The following is a 19,282-nucleotide window of genomic DNA, read 5'->3' on the forward strand; positions in this document are numbered from 1 at the left end:
ACCCAGCCCCTGTTCCAGTCCTCCGGCGCGGGGGCCCGCCGTACCGCCACCGCACGGGCCCCCACCCCCGCACAACGGCCGGGGCCGGACACCCGTACGGTGTCCGGCCCCGGCCGCGATCCAGCAGTCAGCGCGCGCTACTTCTTGCGGCGCCGCCCGCCCCCGCCACTCTTCTGCGCCTTGCGCCGCTCGGCCCGGGTGAGCCCGTCGGACTCAGCACCGGCCCCGTCACTGTCGACGTTGGAGAAGTCGCCCTCGACGACCCCGCCCTCCCCGTCCACCGTGGGAGCGGAGAAGTGCAGCCGGTCGGGGCGCTGCGGGGCGTCGAGCCCCTTCGCCCGGATCTCCGGACGCGCCGCCGGAACGGCGTCCTCCTTGGACAGCGAGGTCCCCGCGTCCTGCACCGGCACCTCCTCGACCTGCTGCTCGACCTGGACCTCCAGGTTGAACAGGTAGCCGACGGACTCCTCCTTGATGCCCTCCATCATGGCGTTGAACATGTCGAAGCCCTCGCGCTGGTACTCGACCAGCGGGTCCTTCTGCGCCATGGCCCGCAGGCCGATGCCCTCCTGGAGGTAGTCCATCTCGTAGAGGTGCTCACGCCACTTGCGGTCCAGCACCGACAGCACCACGCGCCGCTCCAGCTCACGCATGATGTCGGAGCCGAGCGTCTTCTCCCGCTCGTCGTACTGCTCGTGGATGTCGTCCTTGACCGACTCGGCGATGAACTCGGCGGTGACCCCGGCGAGATCCCCGGCGGCCTCCTCCAGCTCGGCGACCGTGACCTTCACCGGGTAGAGCTGCTTGAACGCGCCCCACAGCCGGTCCAGGTCCCACTCCTCGGCGAACCCCTCCGCCGTCTCCTGGCGGATGTAGTCGTCGATCGTGTCATCCATGAAGTGGCGGATCTGGTCCTGGAGGTCCTCGCCCTCAAGCACCCGGCGCCGCTCGCCGTAGATGACCTCACGCTGCCGGTTGAGCACCTCGTCGTACTTCAGGACGTTCTTACGCGTCTCGAAGTTCTGCTGCTCGACCTGCGACTGGGCCGACGCGATCGCCCGCGTGACCATCTTGTTCTCGATCGGCACATCGTCCGGCACGTTGGCCATCGACATCACGCGCTCGACCATCTGCGCCTTGAACAGACGCATCAGGTCGTCGCCCAGCGACAGGTAGAAGCGGGACTCGCCCGGGTCGCCCTGGCGGCCGGAACGACCGCGCAGCTGGTTGTCGATGCGGCGCGACTCGTGCCGCTCGGTACCCAGGACGTAGAGCCCGCCGAGGTCCTTGACCTCGTCGTGCTCGGCCTTCACCGCCTGCTCGGCCTTCTCCAGCGCCGCGGGCAGCGCGGCCGCCCACTCCTCGACGTGGTCGACCGGGTCGAGTCCGCGCTGACGCAGATCCGCCTCGGCCAGGTCGTCGGGGTTGCCGCCCAGCTTGATGTCCGTACCGCGGCCCGCCATGTTCGTCGCGACCGTGACGGCACCCTTGCGGCCGGCCTGCGCGATGATCGGCGCCTCCCGGTCGTGCTGCTTGGCGTTGAGGACCTCGTGCTGCACACCACGCTTGGAGAGCTGCTGCGAGAGGTACTCGGACTTCTCGACCGAGGTGGTGCCGACCAGGATCGGCTGGCCCTTCTCGTGCTTCTCCGCGATGTCGTCGACGACGGCGGCGAACTTCGCGACCTCGGTGCGGTAGATCAGGTCCGACTGGTCGGCCCGGACCATCGGTCGGTTGGTCGGGATCGGCACGACACCGAGCTTGTAGATCTGGTGGAACTCGGCGGCCTCGGTCATCGCCGTACCGGTCATGCCGGAGAGCTTGCCGTAGAGGCGGAAGAAGTTCTGCAGGGTGATCGTGGCGAGGGTCTGGTTCTCGTCCTTGATGTCCACCCCTTCCTTCGCCTCGATCGCCTGGTGCATGCCCTCGTTGTAGCGGCGGCCGGCGAGGATACGGCCGGTGTGCTCGTCGACGATCATGACCTCGCCGTCGATGACGACGTAGTCCTTGTCCTTCTTGAAGAGTTCCTTGGCCTTGATGGCGTTGTTGAGGTACCCGACGAGGGGGGTGTTCACCGACTCGTAGAGGTTCTCGATGCCGAGCCAGTCCTCCACCTTCGCGACACCGGGCTCGTGGATCGCGACGGTCCGCTTCTTCTCGTCGACCTCGTAGTCGCCGGTCTCCTCGATGCCCTTGAGCGGGTTGCCCGCCTCACCCTTGGCCAGCCGGGTGACCAGCTTGGCGAAGTCGCCGTACCACTTGGTGGCCTGGTCGGCGGGACCGGAGATGATCAGCGGGGTACGGGCCTCGTCGACCAGGATCGAGTCGACCTCGTCGACGATCGCGAAGTTGTGACCGCGCTGGACGAGCTCGTCCTGCGACCACGCCATGTTGTCGCGGAGGTAGTCGAAGCCGAACTCGTTGTTCGTGCCGTACGTGATGTCGCAGGCGTACTGCTCACGACGCTGGGCCGGCGTCATGTTGGCGATGATGCAGCCGACCTCCAGCCCGAGGAACTTGTGGACCCGGCCCATCATCTCCGAGTCGCGCTCGGCCAGATAGTCGTTGACCGTGATCAGGTGCACGCCCTTGCCGGAGAGCGCGTTGAGATACGCGGGCAGCGTGCCGACCAGGGTCTTGCCCTCGCCGGTCTTCATCTCGGCCACATAGCCGAGGTGCAGGGCTGCGCCGCCCATCATCTGAACGTCGTAATGGCGCTGTCCGAGGGCCCGCTTGGCGGCCTCACGGACGGTCGCGAATGCTTCGGGAAGCAGGTCGTCCAGGCTCTCGCCGTCCGCGTACCGTTCCTTGTACTCGTCGGTGAGCGCCCGCAGCTCGGCGTCGGAGAGGTTGACGAAGTCCTCTTCGATGGAGCTGACCTGGTCCGCGATGCGGTGCAGTTTGCGCAGGATCTTGCCTTCGCCTGCACGCATGAGCTTGTTGAAGACGGACACTGAGGCTGGTCTCCTTGCCGGTCGGGCCTGGCACTGGGTCGTGTTATGGACTCTGGCGCGGGCACGGCAGGTGGGCCCCACCGCAACGGCCATCGTAAGCGAGGACCCCGCCGCGCCGGGAGGGCTGCCACCGCGTTGAGCTCGCAGTGCCCTTCCCGATCAACGGCCCAAGGGGGCCGAAGGTGCCGGGAAGTCCGAAAAGTGCTCGCCCGCACCCGGGCCGGTCACCAGAATCCGTACATGGAACCGATCACCCTCACCACCGACCGCCTGCTGCTGCGCCCCTTCGCCCCGGGCGACGCGGACGAGGTGCACGCCGCCTGCCAGGATCCGGACATCCAGCGCTGGACGGTCGTCCCCTCGCCGTACGGCCGCACCGACGCGGAGCTCTTCACCCGGCAGTTCTCGCCCGTCGGCTGGCAGGACGACTCCATGTACAACTTCGCCGTCGTGCTGCGCGACGGCGGGGCCCTGACCGGTGCGCTCGGCATCAACCGCCGCAACCAGCCGGGCACCTACGAGGTGGGGTTCTGGACCGCCGGGGAGCACCGCGGCCGCGGCTACATGACGGAGGCGGTCCGCCGCGCCGCCCACTGGACCTTCACCTCGCTCGGCGGGGACCGGCTGGAGTGGCGGGCCGAGACCGGCAATGTCCCCTCGCGGGCGGTGGCGCTGCGGGCCGGCTTCCTCATGGAGGGCGACCAGCGCTCCGGACTGCTCAACAAGGGGGTGCGACGCGATACGTGGACCGGTGCGCTGCTCCCGTCCGACCTCGGGCTGCCGGGGACCTGCGCCTACCTTCCGGCGGTGGCCCCCGTCCGCCCGTGAGGACCGCGGAATTCCGGGCCGGACTGTCAGTGCCGCCCCCTAGGGTTCGAGTCATGACGTCTGTGCAGCCTCCCGCAGCCGAACTCTCCGCCGATCAGGCCCGCAGGATCGCCCTGCGCGCCCAGGGCTTCCTGGGCACTCCGGACCGCCGGGCCGGGGTGCCGGGCGTGCTGCGGCATCTCGGCGCCGTCCAGCTCGACACGATCTCGGTGCTCGCGCGGTCGCACGAGCTGATCCCGTACGCGCGCCTCGGCGCCGTGGGCCGTCGCCCGGTGGAGGAGGCGTACTGGTCGGGGGGCCGCGCCTTCGAGTACTGGTCGCACGCGGCGTGCATCCTGCCGGTCGAGGAGTGGCCGCACTTCGCCTTCCGCCGCCGCGCCTACCGCTCGCGCCCGCAGTGGCACCACGACCTGCCCGACGGCGCGTACGACACGGTCATCAAGCAGTTGCGCACCGAGGGCCCGCTGACGGCCACGGAGCTGGGCGGCGCGAAGAACGGCGGGGAGTGGTGGGACTGGTCGGCGTCGAAGGTCGCCGTCGAGCGGGCCCTGATGTACGGCGAGGTGGTGTGCACCGAGCGGCGCGGCTGGAAGCGGGTCTACGACCTCGCGGAACGGGCCCTGCCCGATGCGGTGCTCCACGACGACCTGGACGACGCGGAGTGCGTGCGGCGCCTGGTGGCGCTGGCCGGGCAGTCGCTGGGCGTGGGCACCCGCGCGGACATCGCCGACTACCACCGGCTCAGGGGCGAGCAGTTCGACGCGGTGGTCGCGGACTCCGGCCTGGTGCCGGTGACGGTGCAGGGCTGGGCGAAGCCGGCCTGGGCGGATCCGGCGGCACTGGCCTCGGAGCCGCGCGGCCGGCACCGTACGACGCTGCTGTCGCCGTTCGACTCGCTGGTCTGGGAGCGGGCGCGCACCGAGCGGATCTTCGCCTTCACCCACCGGCTGGAGGCCTACGTCCCCAAGCCCAAGCGGATCCACGGCTACTTCGCGATGCCCCTGCTGGCGGGCGGCAGACTGCAGGGCCGGGTCGACCCGGCGCGTGAGGGCACGACGCTGGTCGCCCGGCAGGTGTCCCTGGCGGGCCCGAAGGCCGTGCCGCCGATGGCGCAGGCTCTGGTCGAGGCGGCGTCGTGGGTCGGCTGCACCGAGGTCCGGCTGGAGCGGGTGGACGCACCGGAACTGCGCGGACCGCTCACGCGGGAAATCGCCCGCGTCCTGGCGTGACCACGCATTCCCGGGGCTTTACCCGGCCGCGTCACCTGATCTCGAGGATCTTCTCCCGCATGGCGTAGACCACGGCTTCCATCCGGGAGTGCAGCTGGAGCTTCTCCAGAATGTTGCGGACGTGGTTCTTCACGGTGTTCTCGGAAATGAAGAGTTCCTTCGCGATATCGCGATTGTTCATGCCCGTAGCAACCAGTTTGAGGACTTCGAGCTCACGTTCGGTGAGCCGGGGCGCCGGCACCAGCCGGCGCTCGTCGGTCCGCTGGATCATCGATTTGAACTCGGTGAGCAGTTTCGACGCCATGGACGGACTGATCTGGGACTGCCCGTCGGCGACCGCACGGATCGCGGTGGCGACCTCGTCCGTGGAGATCTCCTTGAGGAGATAGCCGGTGGCGCCCGCCTTGATGGCGTCGTAGAGGTCGGCCTCCTCGTCGCTGATCGTCAGCATGATGATCTTCGCGCTGGGAGCCACCTCCTTGATGGAGGTACAGGCCTCGATACCACCGCGTTTGGGCATCCGCACATCCATCAGCACGATGTCGGGCAGCAGATCGGCCGCCTTGTCGACCGCCTCCGCCCCGTCCCCGGCCTCGCCGACGACCTGGATGTCCTCCTCCTGCGCGAGGACGATCTCCAGTCCTCTGCGGAAGAGCGCGTGGTCGTCGACCACGAGGACCCGGATCGGTTCCTTGTGGGAACCACTGCCGTCGTCCGCTCCGGTGTGGGCACCGGAAGCAGAGCCGGCATCATTCGCATCGCGCACGGGCCCGAAGGTGTCCGCCATCGTTCCTCCCCCTGAAGGCCATGGCCTGAAGTTCACAAACTGTCCGCCAACGGCAGTTCACAGAGCACCGATTGGCTTGGGCCGCCATGATTTCATGCCTGGACGTCAGAGCGGTGATCCAGTGGTCGCACGCGGGTGCCCCTGGGGGCGCACACGGCGCTCCAGGGGCACCACGGAGGGGGCGTCAGCCGCCGAGCGCACCACCCGCGCCGCCCGCCTCATCGGCGGCCAGCGGGTCGGTCCTCAGGTGGATGACACCGTAGTCGTAGGCGTGCCGCCGGTAGACGACACTCGGCTCCTTCGTCTCGGAGTCCACGAACAGGTAGAAGTCATGTCCTACCAGCTCCATCTCATAGAGCGCCTGGTCGAGCGACATGGGTGCCGCGACGTGCGTCTTCTCGCGCATCACCAGCGGTCCTTCGCCCTGTACCTCGAGCGAGCCGATCCTGGTGGTGGGCACGGGCTTTGCCACTTCGTCGGCGATCAGCACGCCGTCGCCGTTGAACGAAGCCGCGTCCGGCACGACCTCGGCGACCTCGGCAGCTGAGATGCGGCCCGAGCCGCGGCGGCTGTAGCGCTTGTCGTGCTGCTTGCGCAGCCTGGCCTCCAGCTTGCCGGTGGCCAGGTCCAGCGCTGCGTACGGGTCGCCTGCGGCCGCTTCCGCCCTGATGACCGGCCCACGCGAGCGGAGCGTGATCTCCACCCGGTCGGAACGGTCGGCCTGACGGGGATTCGGCTCCTTGGACACCTCCACGTCGAGGCTGATCACCTTGCCGTCGAACTTCTGGATCTTGTCCAGCTTCAGCTTCTCGGCCACGTGCTTGCGGAACCGCTCGGGCACCTCGGTCTTGCGGCCCTTGACGACGATGTCCACGCAGAACTCCGTTCCCGGATCGCTCCGCTCAGTGGCGGAGCATCTCCCTTTTGCACCAGGCCCCGGTGGTAACCGAAGCCGCGGACTCGGTGGCTTCCACCTCCTCCTCCCCCGACGGCGAGGTCTCCACCCCACCGAATTTCCGGATTCTGAACTGCTGGTGGGTCACCTGCCCGAAACCTGGTGGTGCATTCGCCGAGGTCTGGCATTCACCATTCCTCACAACCGAACATAGCCTGCTCGGCCACCTGTCGGCACCCGCTACTCGCACGTACCTCCGTTCAGGTCTTTTTACCCACTCACCACCTGCAACGATGCAAGTTCACTTCCAGTTCCGGTTTATTTCGAAGGCGGACGGAGATACTGCGACAACGGCCGCCTGGAGCGCCCCGGAACCAGTGCTGTCCGGCCCGTCCGTCCGGTCGACCGCCCGTGCCGCCTCGGCCAGCGAGGCACCTGTCGTGAGCAAGTCGTCGACCAGCACCGGCCGTCCGGCTGCCAGCAGTCGCCCGCCCCCGGCCACCACCTCCAGCGCACCCGCCAGATTCGCCCGGCGCGCCCCGGCTCCGAGCCCCGACTGGTCGGCCACCGGACGCCGCTGCCGCAGCACCGCGGCCACCCGGGCCGGGGTGCCCGCACGCCGCAGTTCCGCCGCGGCCGCCAACGCAATCCGGCGCGTCGGATCATGTCCTCGTGCCGCGACGGCCCGGCGCGACGAAGGCACGGGCACGAGCAGCAGGGGTCCCGGCTCGGACGACGGCCCCGCCCCGGCCCGCACGGCACCCGCCAGCGCCTTGCCGAGTGCCCCTGCCAGGCCGAGTGCACCCCGCTCCTTGTGGGCCAGCAGCAGCGCCCGTACCGCGTTCTCGTAGCCGGCGGCGGCATGGACCGCGGGCAGACCGGCCGGCTCCGGCTCAGGCCTCACCCGGCGCGGAACCCCGCCGTGGAGCTGCGCGCGCACTCCTCGCACAGCTCGGTCCGCGGTCTGCCGCAGCCCCCACAGGCCACCGGCAGGACCAGTCCGGTGATCTCACGCCACCACCCGCGCATAACTCCACTGTGCCCCCGACCGGGCCGCCGGACCACCCCTGTGGACAACCGCCCGGGGCCGGCGGAATCGGGCGGATGCAGGCGGTACGGGGGTGCGGGCAGGTGCGGGCGTCAGCCCGGGTAGACCAGCGCCGAACCCTCCTTGAGGACGGTCTGCCAGTTGTCACCGGGCAGCAGCTTCACTATTCCGTCGCCCTGCGTGTCCGCCATCAGCGGCAACTGCTCGTCGTCCGCCGCGGCGATCGCCCGCACCTGGTTCACCCCGGGCAACACGCCCGAGGCAGGCGTCGAGCCGTCCGCCTGGACGTAGCGGACCTGCTGCACGCCGCCCTGCTCCTTGCCGACCACCACGAGACGGCTGCCGCCCGACCACGACATCGCGGTCACATCCGCCAGCTGCGGCGCGGCCTGCCGCAAGTCCACCACGGAAACCCGCTGCTTGTCCTGCGGTCCCTGACGCTCGATCCGGCCGATCCTCAGCGTGGTATGGCCGTCGCTCTTGAGCAGCAGTGCGATGCGCACTCCGTCCGAGGACAGCCGCAGTCCCTCGATCCGGCTGCCGTTCAGACTCGGCACCGTGACCTCCTGCGGCTTGCCCGCACCACCGGCCAGCCGCAGCAGCCTGGGGTTGTCCGGGTCCCGGTCGGCGACCCAGAGGTCACCCCTGCCGTCCCAGCTGGGCGCCGTCAGACGGTCCTCGGAACCGCCGGCCTTGCTCGTCACCGCCGGGGCCGGCAGCTGGCCGTCCTCGGTGATGGAGGCAACGTAAAGCGCGTCGTGGTGCTGCGACAGCGCCGCGGCCAACTGCTCGTCCCTGGCCACGCCGACCTCGCTCACCCGCGCCGGACCGGCACCGAACGGCCCGGCCACCGGCTCCGGTTCCCCGCTGCCCCTGGTGCTCCCCGGAATGCGCTGCACATGCCCCTTGGCATCGACGAAGTACTGGCTGTCGGGCCCGCCCGACGAACCGTCGGGGGCGTACTCCTCGGCCTGATCCGACCCGAGCACGCACAACGGCGAACCGTCCGAACGCTGCAGCTCCACCTGCTCGACCCGCGCCGACGTCAGGTCCCGGAGAGTGAAGAGCACCTGCGAGGCCATCATCCGGCAGGAACGCTGTCCGGCCCCGTCCGCCTTCTTGTTGAGCGGGACCTTCAGTACGTTGCGGTCGTCGGGCGTCAGCGAGATGACGTCCTTCCGCAGTCCTGTCCCCGCCGGGAAACGTGATTCGACCACCGGCCGCAGCCAGTCGGTCGGGCCCCTCAGGAGACTGCGGACCGCCTGCGTCACGGTGTCCGTCCCGGTGACGGGGTCCGTCCGGTTACGGATGTAGACCGGGTCGGCGACCAGGGTGGACTGTGCCTCGGAACGACCGGTCGCGAAGTAGAACTTGTTGACGGAACGGTAGAGCCGCTTGAAGTCCGACTGCCCGAGCACCAGGCCGTCCGGCACGATGTCGATGCGCCACTCCTTGCCGTCCGGCCCGTTCTGCCGCACCAGGTGGAGGGTGCGGGCGTAGTCCGTCTGAGCCAGCGGCTGGTAGGCGTTCTGCTCGTCGACCGTCGCCACCTTCTCGCCGGACAGCGTGTAGGTGACCTCGGTGGTGCTGCGGTCACCCTCGTGGGACGGCCGGTCGCTCCGGTTCGGCGCCTTGGCCAGCACGGTGGTGAGCGCACTCGGCTTCCAGGCCTTCGACGCCTCCTGCGTGAGGTACTTGCGCGTCGTCCGGAAGTCGGAGTCATCGCTGGTCATCGACTCCAGGAAACCGTCGACCACCTCGTTCGGCGTGGCACCGTCACGCGGTGCGACCGCATACACCTGCACCTGGGAGTCGCCGGGCTGCGAGGCGTCCACGGCCTTGACGTCCCCGGTGACGGGCATCGAGCCGCACGCCGTGAGCAGCAGGGCGCCGCATCCCAGCAGCACGGTCAGCCCCCCCGCACGTCCGAGGCCGCCCTGATGACGGTCAGTGCCCACGAGTCGTGTCCTCCCGCCCCGGATCCTGCCCCGGGGAGTCGTTGTCGCCGGGCCGCTCCTCGGCGGACCGCGGCACCACCCGTGCGCCGCTGCCCGGCAGTGCCGCCGGATGCACCGAGACCGGTGCGGTCCGGGCAGCCGCGGGGGCGCGAGCCGGTACCGGCAGCGGTGAGCGGTCCGTACCCGTCGGCTGGGAGGGCACCGCCATCAGCCGGTGCTCACTGCCCGTGGCCTGCGCGGGGGCCGCCGCGGCCCGCTCCCGGCTCTCCCGGTTGCGCCGTGAGTCCTCGGGCTCCAGCGGTATCGGCGAACCGCGCAGCGGCTCGTCCGCCGTACGCGGCAGCGTCAGCCGGAACTGCGAGCCGCCACCGGGCTCGCCCCAGGCCTGCAGCCAGCCGCCGTGCAGCCGGGCGTCCTCGACGGCGATCGACAGCCCCAGACCGGTGCCGCCGGTCGTCCTCGCGCGGGCCGGGTCGGCCCGCCAGAAGCGGTTGAACACCCGGGTCGCCTCGCCGGGCTTCAGCCCCACTCCGTAGTCCCGGACGGCCACCGCGACCGCTCCGCCGGCCACCCCCATCCGCACCACGACATCGCGTCCCTCACCGTGCTCGACTGCGTTGACGACCAGGTTGCGCAGGACCCTTTCGACCCGCCGCGCATCGGCCTCCGCTATCACCGGCTGCTCGTCACCGACCACCCGGATCCGGGTGCCCTTGCGCTCGGCCAGCGGCTCGGCGCCACCGATCACCCGTCGCACGACCTGCCGCAGGTCTATCGGCTCGGCCTCCAGTGCCGCGGCTCCCGCGTCGAACCTGCTGATCTCCAGCAGATCGGAGAGCAGCGACTCGAACCGGTCGAGCTGGTCACCGAGCAGCTCCGCGGAACGAGCAGTGACGGGGTCGAAGTCGACTCGCGCCTCATGGATGACATCGGCAGCCATCCGTACCGTCGTCAGCGGTGTCCGCAGCTCGTGCGAGACGTCCGAGACGAACCGCCGCTGCATCCGCGAGAGCTCCTCCAGCTGCTGGATCTTCAGCTGAAGGTTCTGCGCCATCTTGTTGAAGGCCTCACCGAGCCGGGCGATGTCGTCCTCGCCGGTGACCTTCATCCGCTCCTGCAGTCGGCCGGCGGAGAGCCGCTCCGCGATCCCGGCCGCCATGCGGACGGGTGTGACGACCTGGCGCACCACGAACCAGGCGATGGCCCCGAGCAGCACGACCACGAACAGGCCCGCGGTGGCCAGTGTGCCCTTGACCAGGGTCAGGGACTTCTCCTCCTGCGTCAGCGGGAAGACGTAGTACAGCTGGTAGGGGTTGCGGTCGATGTCGTAGAGCCGCTTGCCCACGACGAGACCGGGCTGCGACTCCTGCCCGTTCGCGTAGCGGATCAGGGAGTACGTCTGGAATGCTCCAGGGCCCTTGTTCACGGAATCGCGCAGGCTCTGCGGAATACTCGCGGCCTCGACGCTGCCCGAGCCCCTGGGCGCGCGGGAGCCCTCGTCGGCGCTGAGCGCCACCACGTTGAAGGCGTTCTTCCCGCCGCTGGCGAGCTGGTCGACGAGCTCGGTCCGCCAGGAGTTGTTGGCCGTCGTGCCGTCCGCGGCGTCGCCGCCCTGCCCGGTAGCAGGGGTGAGTGGTGCGTTCGCCTTCTCCTGGGCAGCAGCGAATCCGCCCGCGGCCTGTGTCTGGGCGGCCTTGCCCTTCGCGTCCAGCAGGCCGTTGCGCACCTGCCCGATCACGACCAGGCCGAGCAGCAGCACCACACCGAGCGACATCAGCAGCGTGCCCGCGACGACCCGCAGCTGAAGGTTGCGCCGCCACAGCCGCACCGCGGGCAGCAGCGGACGCCGCACCCAGCGCATCAGCAGACGCGGCACCGGCCCGCCGGGCGCCCGGTTCTGGAACAACCGGCCGCCCCGCAGGAACCGTCCGAAGTGAGACGACGCAGACCCTGAACCGGCAGCCCGCTCCGCACGGACTCCCGGCTCCCCGGGCTTCGGAGCAGCGCTACCCAGGGACATGTCAGCTCGGTCCGGCCTTGTATCCGACGCCTCGGACGGTCACCACGATCTCCGGCCGCTCCGGGTCCTTCTCGACCTTGGAGCGGAGACGCTGAACATGCACGTTCACCAGCCGGGTGTCGGCGGCATGGCGATATCCCCATACCTGCTCGAGCAGTACCTCACGGGTGAAGACCTGCCACGGCTTACGGGCGAGCGCGACCAGCAGGTCGAACTCCAGCGGGGTCAGGGCAATGGACTGCCCGTCCCGCTTCACCGAGTGCCCGGCCACATCTATGACCAGATCGCCGATGGTCAGCTGCTCCGGCGCCGGCTCCTCGGACCTCCGCAAACGTGCCCTGATCCGGGCAACCAACTCCTTAGGTTTGAACGGCTTGACGATGTAGTCGTCGGCCCCGGACTCCAGGCCCACCACCACGTCAACCGTGTCGCTCTTGGCAGTGAGCATGACGATCGGCACACCTGACTCGGCCCTGATCAGCCTGCAGACCTCGATGCCGTCCCTACCGGGCAGCATGAGATCCAGCAGAACCAGGTCCGGCTTTGCCTCACGAAATGCAGCAAGTGCCTTGTCGCCGTCCGCTACGAACGACGGCTCGAACCCCTCACCACGCAGCACAATGCCGAGCATCTCGGCCAGTGCGGTGTCGTCGTCGACGACAAGGACGCGTCCCTTCATAATCGACATCATCCCATTAGCTAATCGTTATCTGCGATGACCTGGCACACAGCTCTGCCAGTCCGACCCCTGTGACCGGGGAGATTACGCCCTCCTCCGTGACGATCGCCGTGACCAGCTCCGGCGGCGTGATGTCGAAGGCGGGGTTGTACGCCGGGGATCCCAGCGGTGCCACGACCACGCCACCCGTTTCCCGGCCGGCTACCCCGACCTGCGACAATGTGACCTCAGTCACTTCCCGTCCGGGCCTCTGCTCCACGGTGATCGACGCCCCGTCCGCGGTGTCCAGATCCACGGTCGTGGTCGGGGCCACCACGATGAACGGTACGTGGTGATACTTCGCGAGCACCGCCAGCGGATAACTCCCCACCTTGTTGGCCACGGATCCGTCCGCGGCGATGCGGTCCGCACCGATGAGTACGGCATCCACCTCCCCCGCGGCGAACAGCGACCCCGCAGCGTTGTCCGTGAGCAGGCTGTACGGCATACCGCTGCGAGCCGCCTCGTACGCGGTGAGCCTGGCGCCCTGGAGCAGTGGACGGGTCTCGTCCACCCACAGCCGCCTCAGCCGGCCTGCCCGGTGCGCGCCGAGCGCCACCGCGAAGGCGGTGCCCTCGCCTCCCGAGACGAGCGCCCCGGTGTTGCAGTGGGTCAGCAGCTGCTGCCCGCCGTCGGGCAGCAGCTCGTCCAGGAGGGCGAGCCCGAACCGCGCCATGCGACCGCTGGCCACGGCGTCCTCCCGGTGCAGGGCCCTGGCCTCTGCCAGCACCTCCGCCGCGGCCTGCGCCGGACCTGCCCCCTTCTCGACCGCAGCCCGGTACACCCCGGCGGCCCGCCGCACGCCGTAGCCGAGGTTCACCGCGGTGGGCCGCGCCCGCTCCAGCAGCCCTGCGGCCACCTCCACGTCCTGGCCCCGTACCGCGGCGAGCGCCACGCCATAAGCCCCCGCGATACCCAGCAGCGGTGCTCCCCGCACCGCCAGCGTCCGGATCGCCTCCACCAGCGCGGGCACATCGGCACACACCAGCTCGGCTTCCTCCGCAGGCAACCGCGTCTGGTCGAGAAGCACCAGCACCGGACCCTCCGGAGGCTCGTCCCAGCGAAGTACGGAAAGCGCCGAGGGGGCGATGCCCACCGGCGGTTGCGCGTCCTGATCAGCCATCCACCCAGTCTGCCCGGTGAGCCGCCCACAAATGAAGGGACGAAGGAGATAGAGCACCAGGCCCGGACCGGTGCAACGCGTGGCACGATGGCTGCCAACCTGACGCCCCGATGAGCGGACAGGACCGTTAAGGAGCGAGAATGAACGACACTCCGGGCTGGGCCTCGCCCGGATCTGCCCCCTCCGACGGCCAGGAGGCGGGCATCCCCCGGCCTTCCGAGCCTGTCGACGGCAACGGACCTGCGGGAAACTGGTCTTCCACGCAGCCGCCCGCAGGGCAGTGGTCCCCGCCGAGCAGTTCCGGCACCGGCCCCGGCGCACCGCCACCCGCCCCCGGCTGGGGCGGCCGGCCGCAAGGGCCCGGCTGGGGCGGCCTGCCGGATGCGGCCCGGCCCGGCGTCATCCCGCTCCGGCCACTGGGCGTCGGCGAGATCCTGGACGGCGCCGTATCCACCATGCGCGCCCACTGGCGCACGGTCCTCAGCATCACGCTCACCGTCTCCGTGATCGTCCAGACCGCGATCCTCCTCGTGCAGCGCTATCTGCTGCCCGATCCCCCGTCGGTCGACTCGAACGCCACGGGCTCGGAGGCCCTGCGCCAGCAAGCCGACTCGCTCCAGTCCACGTTGCTGAACAACGCCCCGCCCCTGCTCATCACGATGCTCGCCACCATCTTCACCACAGCGGTACTGACCGTGGTGATCAGCCGCTCGGTGCTCGGCCGCCCCGTCACTCTCTCCGACGCGTGGGCCGAGGCCCGGCCCCGGCTGTTCCCGCTGCTGGGCCTGACACTGCTGTTGGCTGTCATGGCCGCGGCCATCATGACCGTCGGACTCCTGCCCGGCTACCTGCTCGGCGACACGGCAGGTGTCGGGCTCGCCTTCCTCGCGCTGCTCGCCACATGTGTCGTGCTGGTCTGGCTGATGGTCCGCTTCTGCCTCGCCTCCCCTGCGCTGATGCTGGAGCGGCAGTCGATCACCACCTCGATGCGGCGCTCCGCCAAACTGATCCGGGGTGCCTGGTGGCGGACCTTCGGCATCCTGGCGCTCACCTGGCTGCTGATCCTCATCGTGACCCTGGTGATCGGGATCCCGTTCGGCATCATCGCGATGATCGTGGACGGCGGCGGTCTGAACGCGTTCCTCACCAATGGCGCCAACAGTCTCGGCTGGCCGTTCCTGATCGTCTCCGGTATCGGCAACGTGGTCATCGCAACGATCACCTACCCACTCTCCGCAGGTGTCATGGCGCTGCTCTACGTGGACCAGCGCATCCGACGCGAGGCACTCGACCTCGACCTCGCCAGGGCAGCCGGCCTGCCGGGCTACGACAACAGGAGCTGACGCCGTGTCGGGGGCGGGCGGCACAGCCGCATCACAACTGCTGATCCGGGCGAGCGGCGACATACCCGTGGACACCCCGCGGGTACCCGGCCGCGAGGCGGCACGGCACGAATTGTCCAAACCGATGTACCACGAGAACGACCCGAACCTCCTCCAGCGTGCACTCGACCACCTGTGGAAGTGGATCGGCGATCTCCTCTCGTCCGCCTCGGGTGCCGCCCCCGGCGGTCCGGCAGGACTGGCCGTCCTGGTACTGATCGTCCTCGCTCTGGTCGCCGCACTCTGGTGGCGGCTGGGCACCCCGCAACGCGGCTTCAGCCCGGCGGACGCCCTCTTCCGGAACGGTCCGCGCAGTGCTGCGGAGCACCGCACAGCCGCCGAGGCACACGCCGCCGCCGGCCGCTGGAACCAGGCGGTCCAGGAACGGATGCGCGCCATCGTCCGCTCCCTCGAGGAACGCGCCCTGCTGGACCCGCGCCCCGGCCGTACGGCCGACGAAGCCGCCGCGGAAGCCGCCCACCCGCTCCCCGCACACGCCACGCGACTGCTCGCGGCGGCCCGGCAGTTCGACGACGTCACATACGGTGGCCGCACCGCCGACCAGCAGGCGTATCTGACCGTGCTCGCCCTGGACCTGGAGCTCGGGTCCACCAAGCCCCAGCTGACCGGCGCGCTCCAGGGAGCCGCCGGATGACCGTGGTCGCCACCCCTTCCTCCTCGGCCTCCCCGACTCCCCGTCAGGTCTGGATCCGCACACGCGGACTGCTGCTCGCCGTCCTCGTGCTCGTGGCCGCAGGAGTCGCCCTGGCGGCCACCCACTCCGGTGATCGGCACGGACGCCTCGACCCCCGCTCCGCGGACCGCTACGGCAGCCGGGCCGTCGCCGAACTGCTCAAGGACCGTGGCGTCTCCGTCCGCGTCGTCACCACGCTCCAGGACGCCACATCCGCGGCCGGCCCCGACACCACGCTGCTCGTCGCCGCACCCAACCTGCTGACGCCGGTCCAGCAGAACAAGCTCCGCACGGCAACCACCGGTGCCGCCGGCCGGACCGTGCTCATCGCTGCGGGCCCTCCCTCCGTGGGCGCACTGGCCCCCGGCGTCCGAGCAGAGTCCTCCGCCCCGGTCACCGCACGTGCCCCTCGGTGCTCCTTGGACGCGGCCCGTCGAGCCGGCGATGTCGAGACGGGTGGCTTGCGCTACGCCTCGGACAGCCTCGACACCCTCGCCTGCTACCCGGCCGACGGCCTTCCCTCCCTGCTGCTCCTCCGGCAGCCTGAAGCGGGCGACACCGTCCTTCTCGGTGCCCCTGACATCCTGTACAACGACCGTCTGGACAATCAGGGCAACGCTTCGCTGGCCCTTCAACTCCTCGGCTCCCACCCGCATCTGGTCTGGTACCTCCCCTCGCTCGCTGACAGCCCCGCCGCAAGCAGCGGCGGCAACAATGACGACGGTGCAGGGGACGAGAGCGCAGGCGGTGAGAGCAGCTTCCTCGACCTGATCCCCTCGGGCTGGCTGTGGGGCACCCTGCAACTCGCAATCGCCGCCGTACTTGCCGCCGTCTGGCGAGCCCGTCGCCTGGGCCCCGTGATCGCCGAACGGCTGCCCGTGGCCATTCGCGCCTCCGAGTCCACCGAGGGCCGTGCCCGCCTCCTCCGCAAGACCAACGCCCGCGACCGGGCCGCCGCTTCACTGCGCCACGCCTCTCGCACCCGTATCGCCCCCCTCGTCGGCGTCTCCCCGCGGGACGCCCACTCCCCCGTCACGCTCCTGCCCGCCGTCTCCGCGCGCCTCAGCACGACCGACAGCGGCCTCCGAGAACTGATCTTCGGCCCTGCTCCTTCCGACGACGCCGCGCTCGTCCTTCTGGCAGACCAACTCGACTCCCTCGAAAGGGAGGTTCGTACCTCATGACCGCCCCGCCCCCAGTTCCCGCCGGGACAGCCGAGACCGTCAGGAGCGACGACATGGCCCGCGCCTCCCTGGAAGCTCTGCGCTCCGAGATCGCCAAGGCCGTGGTCGGACAGGACCCGGCGGTGACCGGACTGGTCGTCGCACTGCTCTGCCGCGGTCACGTCCTGCTCGAAGGCGTCCCGGGTGTGGCCAAGACCCTCTTGGTCCGCGCCCTCGCGGCGTCACTCGAACTCGACACCAAACGCGTCCAGTTCACCCCTGACCTGATGCCCAGCGACGTCACCGGGTCCCTCGTCTACGACGCCCGCACCGCCGAGTTCTCCTTCCAGCCGGGGCCGGTCTTCACCAACCTCCTGCTCGCCGACGAAATCAACCGGACACCTCCCAAGACCCAGTCCTCCCTCCTGGAGGCAATGGAGGAGCGCCAGGTCACCGTCGACGGAACCCCTCGTCTCCTCCCCGACCCCTTCCTCGTCGCAGCCACCCAGAACCCGGTGGAGTACGAGGGCACATACCCGCTTCCCGAGGCCCAGTTGGACCGCTTCCTCCTCAAGCTGACGGTGCCTCTTCCGTCCCGTGAGGACGAGATCGACGTCCTGACCCGCCATGCCGACGGCTTCAACCCCCGCGATCTCAAAGCAGCGGGCATACGCCCGGTCGCAGGACCGGCCGACCTGGAAGCCGCTCGCACCGCTGTCGCCAGGACCAGCGTCTCCCCCGAGATCGCCGGCTACGTCGTGGATATCTGTCGTGCCACGCGTGATTCCCCCTCACTCTCCCTCGGGGTCTCACCCCGAGGTGCCACTGCGCTGCTCTCCACCGCCCGGGCCTGGGCCTGGCTCACGGGCCGCGACTACGTGATTCCGGACGACGTGAAAGCCCTGGCCCTCCCCACTCTCCGCCACCGCATCCAGCTGCGGCCCGAGGCGGAGATGGAAGGTGTCACCCCCGACTCCGTCATCACCGCAGTCCTCGCCCAAGTACCCGTACCCCGATGAGGCGGTGAATCGTGGCCCTCACCGGACGCACCGCGCTGCTCGCCGCTCTGGGGTCACTCCCAGTAGGCATCCTGGCCCCGAGCTGGACGGGCATGCTCGCGGTCAACGCCCCGCTGTCTCTAGCGATTCTGTGCGACTATGCCCTGGCTGCGCCAGTGCGTCCGCTCCAGTTCACCCGATCTGGTGATACAAGCGTTCGACTCGGTGACGGCGCAGTAGTGCAACTCACCGTAGTCAATCGTTCCCGCCGCCGCCTGCGGGCACACCTCCGTGATGCCTGGCCTCCCAGCAGTTGGCAGCCGGGCGCGGAGCAGTCCGCGTCCCGCCACAAGCTGACGATCCCGTCCGGCGAACGCCGCCGCATCACCACATTCCTGCGCCCCACCCGCCGTGGTGACCGACGGGCCGAGCTGGTCACTGTCCGCTCGTACGGGCCGCTGGGCCTCGTGGCCCGCCAAGGCAATCATCGAGTCCCTTGGACGGTCCGGGTCCTGCCGCCGTTCACCAGTCGCAAGCACCTGCCGTCCCGCCTCGCCAGACTGCGGGAACTCGACGGCCGCACGAGTGTCCTGACCCGCGGGGAGGGTACGGAGTTCGACAGTCTTCGTGCTTACGTCCCCGGCGACGACACCCGCTCGATCGACTGGCGGGCCACCGCCCGCCAGTCTGCCGTCGCCGTACGGACGTGGCGCCCCGAGCGCGACCGGCACATCCTCGTCATCCTCGATACGGGCCGCACCTCGGCAGGGCGGGTCGGTGACGTCCCTCGTCTCGACGCGGCGATGGACGCTGCCCTGCTCCTGACCGCTCTCGCCACCCGAGCAGGCGACCGCGTGGATCTGCTCGCATACGACCGCCGTGTCCGCGCCCGCGTTCAGCGCCGGGCAGCCGGGGAAGTCCTGTCGGCCATGGTCGATGCGATGGCGCCGCTCGAACCGGAGCTCATGGAAACGGATACGCGGGGCCTCAGTGCCACGGCTCTGGCGAGCGCCCCTCGCCGTTCTTTGATCGTGCTTCTGACCAGTCTCGACGCGGCCCCCGTCGAGGAGGGCCTGCTGCCCGTCCTGTCCCGCCTGACCCAGCACCACACCCTGCTGCTGGCGGCCGTCAGCGACCCGCACATCGAGGAGATGGCCGGCGCGAGAGGCACAGTGGACGCGGTCTACGAGGCAGCTGCCGGTGCCCAGGCCAAGGCTCGACGGCGTCGAACGGCGGACCAGCTCCAGCGCCGCGGCGTAGTTGTCGTCGACGCCCCTCCCGACATCCTCGCGCCGGCTCTCGCCGACGCCTATCTGGCGCTGAAGGCAGCAGGCCGTCTGTAGCGGGGCTGCGGCCGCACCCGATCCGATCAGCGGGCACGTCAGGAAGGACGGACGTGACCCGCTCGGATCCGTTCAAGCCCTTTCTGGTCCGGAACGCAGAAAAGCCCCGTGCCACAAGGGCACGGGGCTTAACTATCAAAAG

14 protein-coding genes and 1 pseudogene are annotated in these 19,282 nt (G+C 69.9%); 7 read left to right on the forward strand and 8 right to left on the reverse strand.

The genetic code is table 11. The features are described from left to right. Positions 1-137: 137 nt before the first annotated feature. Positions 138-2,954: a preprotein translocase subunit SecA gene (gene secA / locus J1C73_RS31485; protein ID WP_207319356.1), complete on the reverse strand. Its 2,817-nt coding sequence runs from the start codon at positions 2,952-2,954 to the stop codon at positions 138-140. A 240-nt stretch (positions 2,955-3,194) separates the two neighbouring features. Here secA and J1C73_RS31490 point away from each other — a divergent pair, with 240 nt between their 5' ends. Together J1C73_RS31490 and J1C73_RS31495 are read left to right on the forward strand one after the other, a co-directional pair. After that, positions 3,195-3,782, forward strand: coding sequence for a GNAT family N-acetyltransferase (locus tag J1C73_RS31490; protein WP_207319357.1), 588 nt, complete (start codon positions 3,195-3,197; stop codon positions 3,780-3,782). Positions 3,783-3,835: 53 nt separating this feature from the next. Continuing rightward, the gene (locus tag J1C73_RS31495) at positions 3,836-5,011 is read left to right on the forward strand and encodes a winged helix-turn-helix domain-containing protein (protein WP_207319358.1); all 1,176 of its coding nucleotides are present in this window, start codon (positions 3,836-3,838) and stop codon (positions 5,009-5,011) included. 31 nt (positions 5,012-5,042) lie between these two features. On the opposite strand, the gene J1C73_RS31500 is transcribed toward J1C73_RS31495, so the two are convergent. The 7 genes and pseudogenes from J1C73_RS31500 to mtnA form a co-directional block, all read right to left on the reverse strand. Continuing rightward, positions 5,043-5,798 (reverse strand): response regulator, encoded by a 756-nt coding sequence (locus J1C73_RS31500; RefSeq protein ID WP_207319359.1) that lies wholly within the window; start codon positions 5,796-5,798, stop codon positions 5,043-5,045. A 184-nt stretch (positions 5,799-5,982) separates the two neighbouring features. Next, positions 5,983-6,672 carry a ribosome hibernation-promoting factor, HPF/YfiA family gene (gene hpf / locus J1C73_RS31505; RefSeq protein ID WP_123471438.1) on the reverse strand — a complete coding sequence of 230 codons (690 nt, stop codon included), beginning with the start codon at positions 6,670-6,672 and terminating at the stop codon, positions 5,983-5,985. Positions 6,673-6,994: 322 nt separating this feature from the next. Beyond that, a pseudogene (locus J1C73_RS31510) lies at positions 6,995-7,722 on the reverse strand (ComF family protein). A 111-nt stretch (positions 7,723-7,833) separates the two neighbouring features. Further along, complete coding sequence (locus J1C73_RS31515) at positions 7,834-9,699, reverse strand: LpqB family beta-propeller domain-containing protein (protein WP_504744864.1); 1,866 nt, start codon at positions 9,697-9,699, stop codon at positions 7,834-7,836. Further along, positions 9,689-11,719: an MtrAB system histidine kinase MtrB gene (gene mtrB / locus J1C73_RS31520; protein ID WP_207319361.1), complete on the reverse strand. Its 2,031-nt coding sequence runs from the start codon at positions 11,717-11,719 to the stop codon at positions 9,689-9,691. The genes J1C73_RS31515 and mtrB overlap by 11 nt, the downstream gene beginning before the upstream one ends. Position 11,720: 1 nt before the next feature. Further along, entirely contained in the window at positions 11,721-12,410 is a 690-nt protein-coding gene (gene mtrA, locus J1C73_RS31525; RefSeq protein WP_187740742.1) for a two-component system response regulator MtrA, read from the reverse strand. Between the two features lie 4 nt (positions 12,411-12,414). Beyond that, on the reverse strand, positions 12,415-13,560 hold the full coding sequence (gene mtnA, locus J1C73_RS31530; protein ID WP_207319362.1) for an S-methyl-5-thioribose-1-phosphate isomerase: 1,146 nt from the start codon (positions 13,558-13,560) through the stop codon (positions 12,415-12,417). Between the two features lie 140 nt (positions 13,561-13,700). Between mtnA and J1C73_RS31535 the strand changes: the two genes are divergently transcribed. From J1C73_RS31535 to J1C73_RS31555, 5 genes are read left to right on the forward strand one after another with little or no spacing between them, the layout of a single operon-like run. Then, entirely contained in the window at positions 13,701-14,903 is a 1,203-nt protein-coding gene (locus tag J1C73_RS31535) for a DUF7847 domain-containing protein (RefSeq protein ID WP_207319363.1), read from the forward strand. Positions 14,904-14,907: 4 nt separating this feature from the next. Next, entirely contained in the window at positions 14,908-15,597 is a 690-nt protein-coding gene (locus J1C73_RS31540; protein ID WP_207319364.1) for a DUF4129 domain-containing protein, read from the forward strand. Next, positions 15,594-16,820, forward strand: a complete 1,227-nt coding sequence (locus J1C73_RS31545; RefSeq protein WP_207319365.1) for a DUF4350 domain-containing protein — start codon at positions 15,594-15,596, stop codon at positions 16,818-16,820. Before J1C73_RS31540 ends, J1C73_RS31545 begins: the two co-directional genes overlap by 4 nt. Further along, positions 16,817-17,818, forward strand: a complete 1,002-nt coding sequence (locus tag J1C73_RS31550) for an AAA family ATPase (protein ID WP_207319366.1) — start codon at positions 16,817-16,819, stop codon at positions 17,816-17,818. The genes J1C73_RS31545 and J1C73_RS31550 overlap by 4 nt, the downstream gene beginning before the upstream one ends. Positions 17,819-17,829: 11 nt before the next feature. Continuing rightward, the gene (locus tag J1C73_RS31555; protein WP_207319367.1) at positions 17,830-19,140 is read left to right on the forward strand and encodes a DUF58 domain-containing protein; all 1,311 of its coding nucleotides are present in this window, start codon (positions 17,830-17,832) and stop codon (positions 19,138-19,140) included. The last annotated feature ends 142 nt before the right edge of the window (positions 19,141-19,282 follow it).

This window comes from Streptomyces laculatispora (genome assembly GCF_017353455.1).
Lineage (GTDB): Bacteria > Actinomycetota > Actinomycetes > Streptomycetales > Streptomycetaceae > Streptomyces > Streptomyces laculatispora.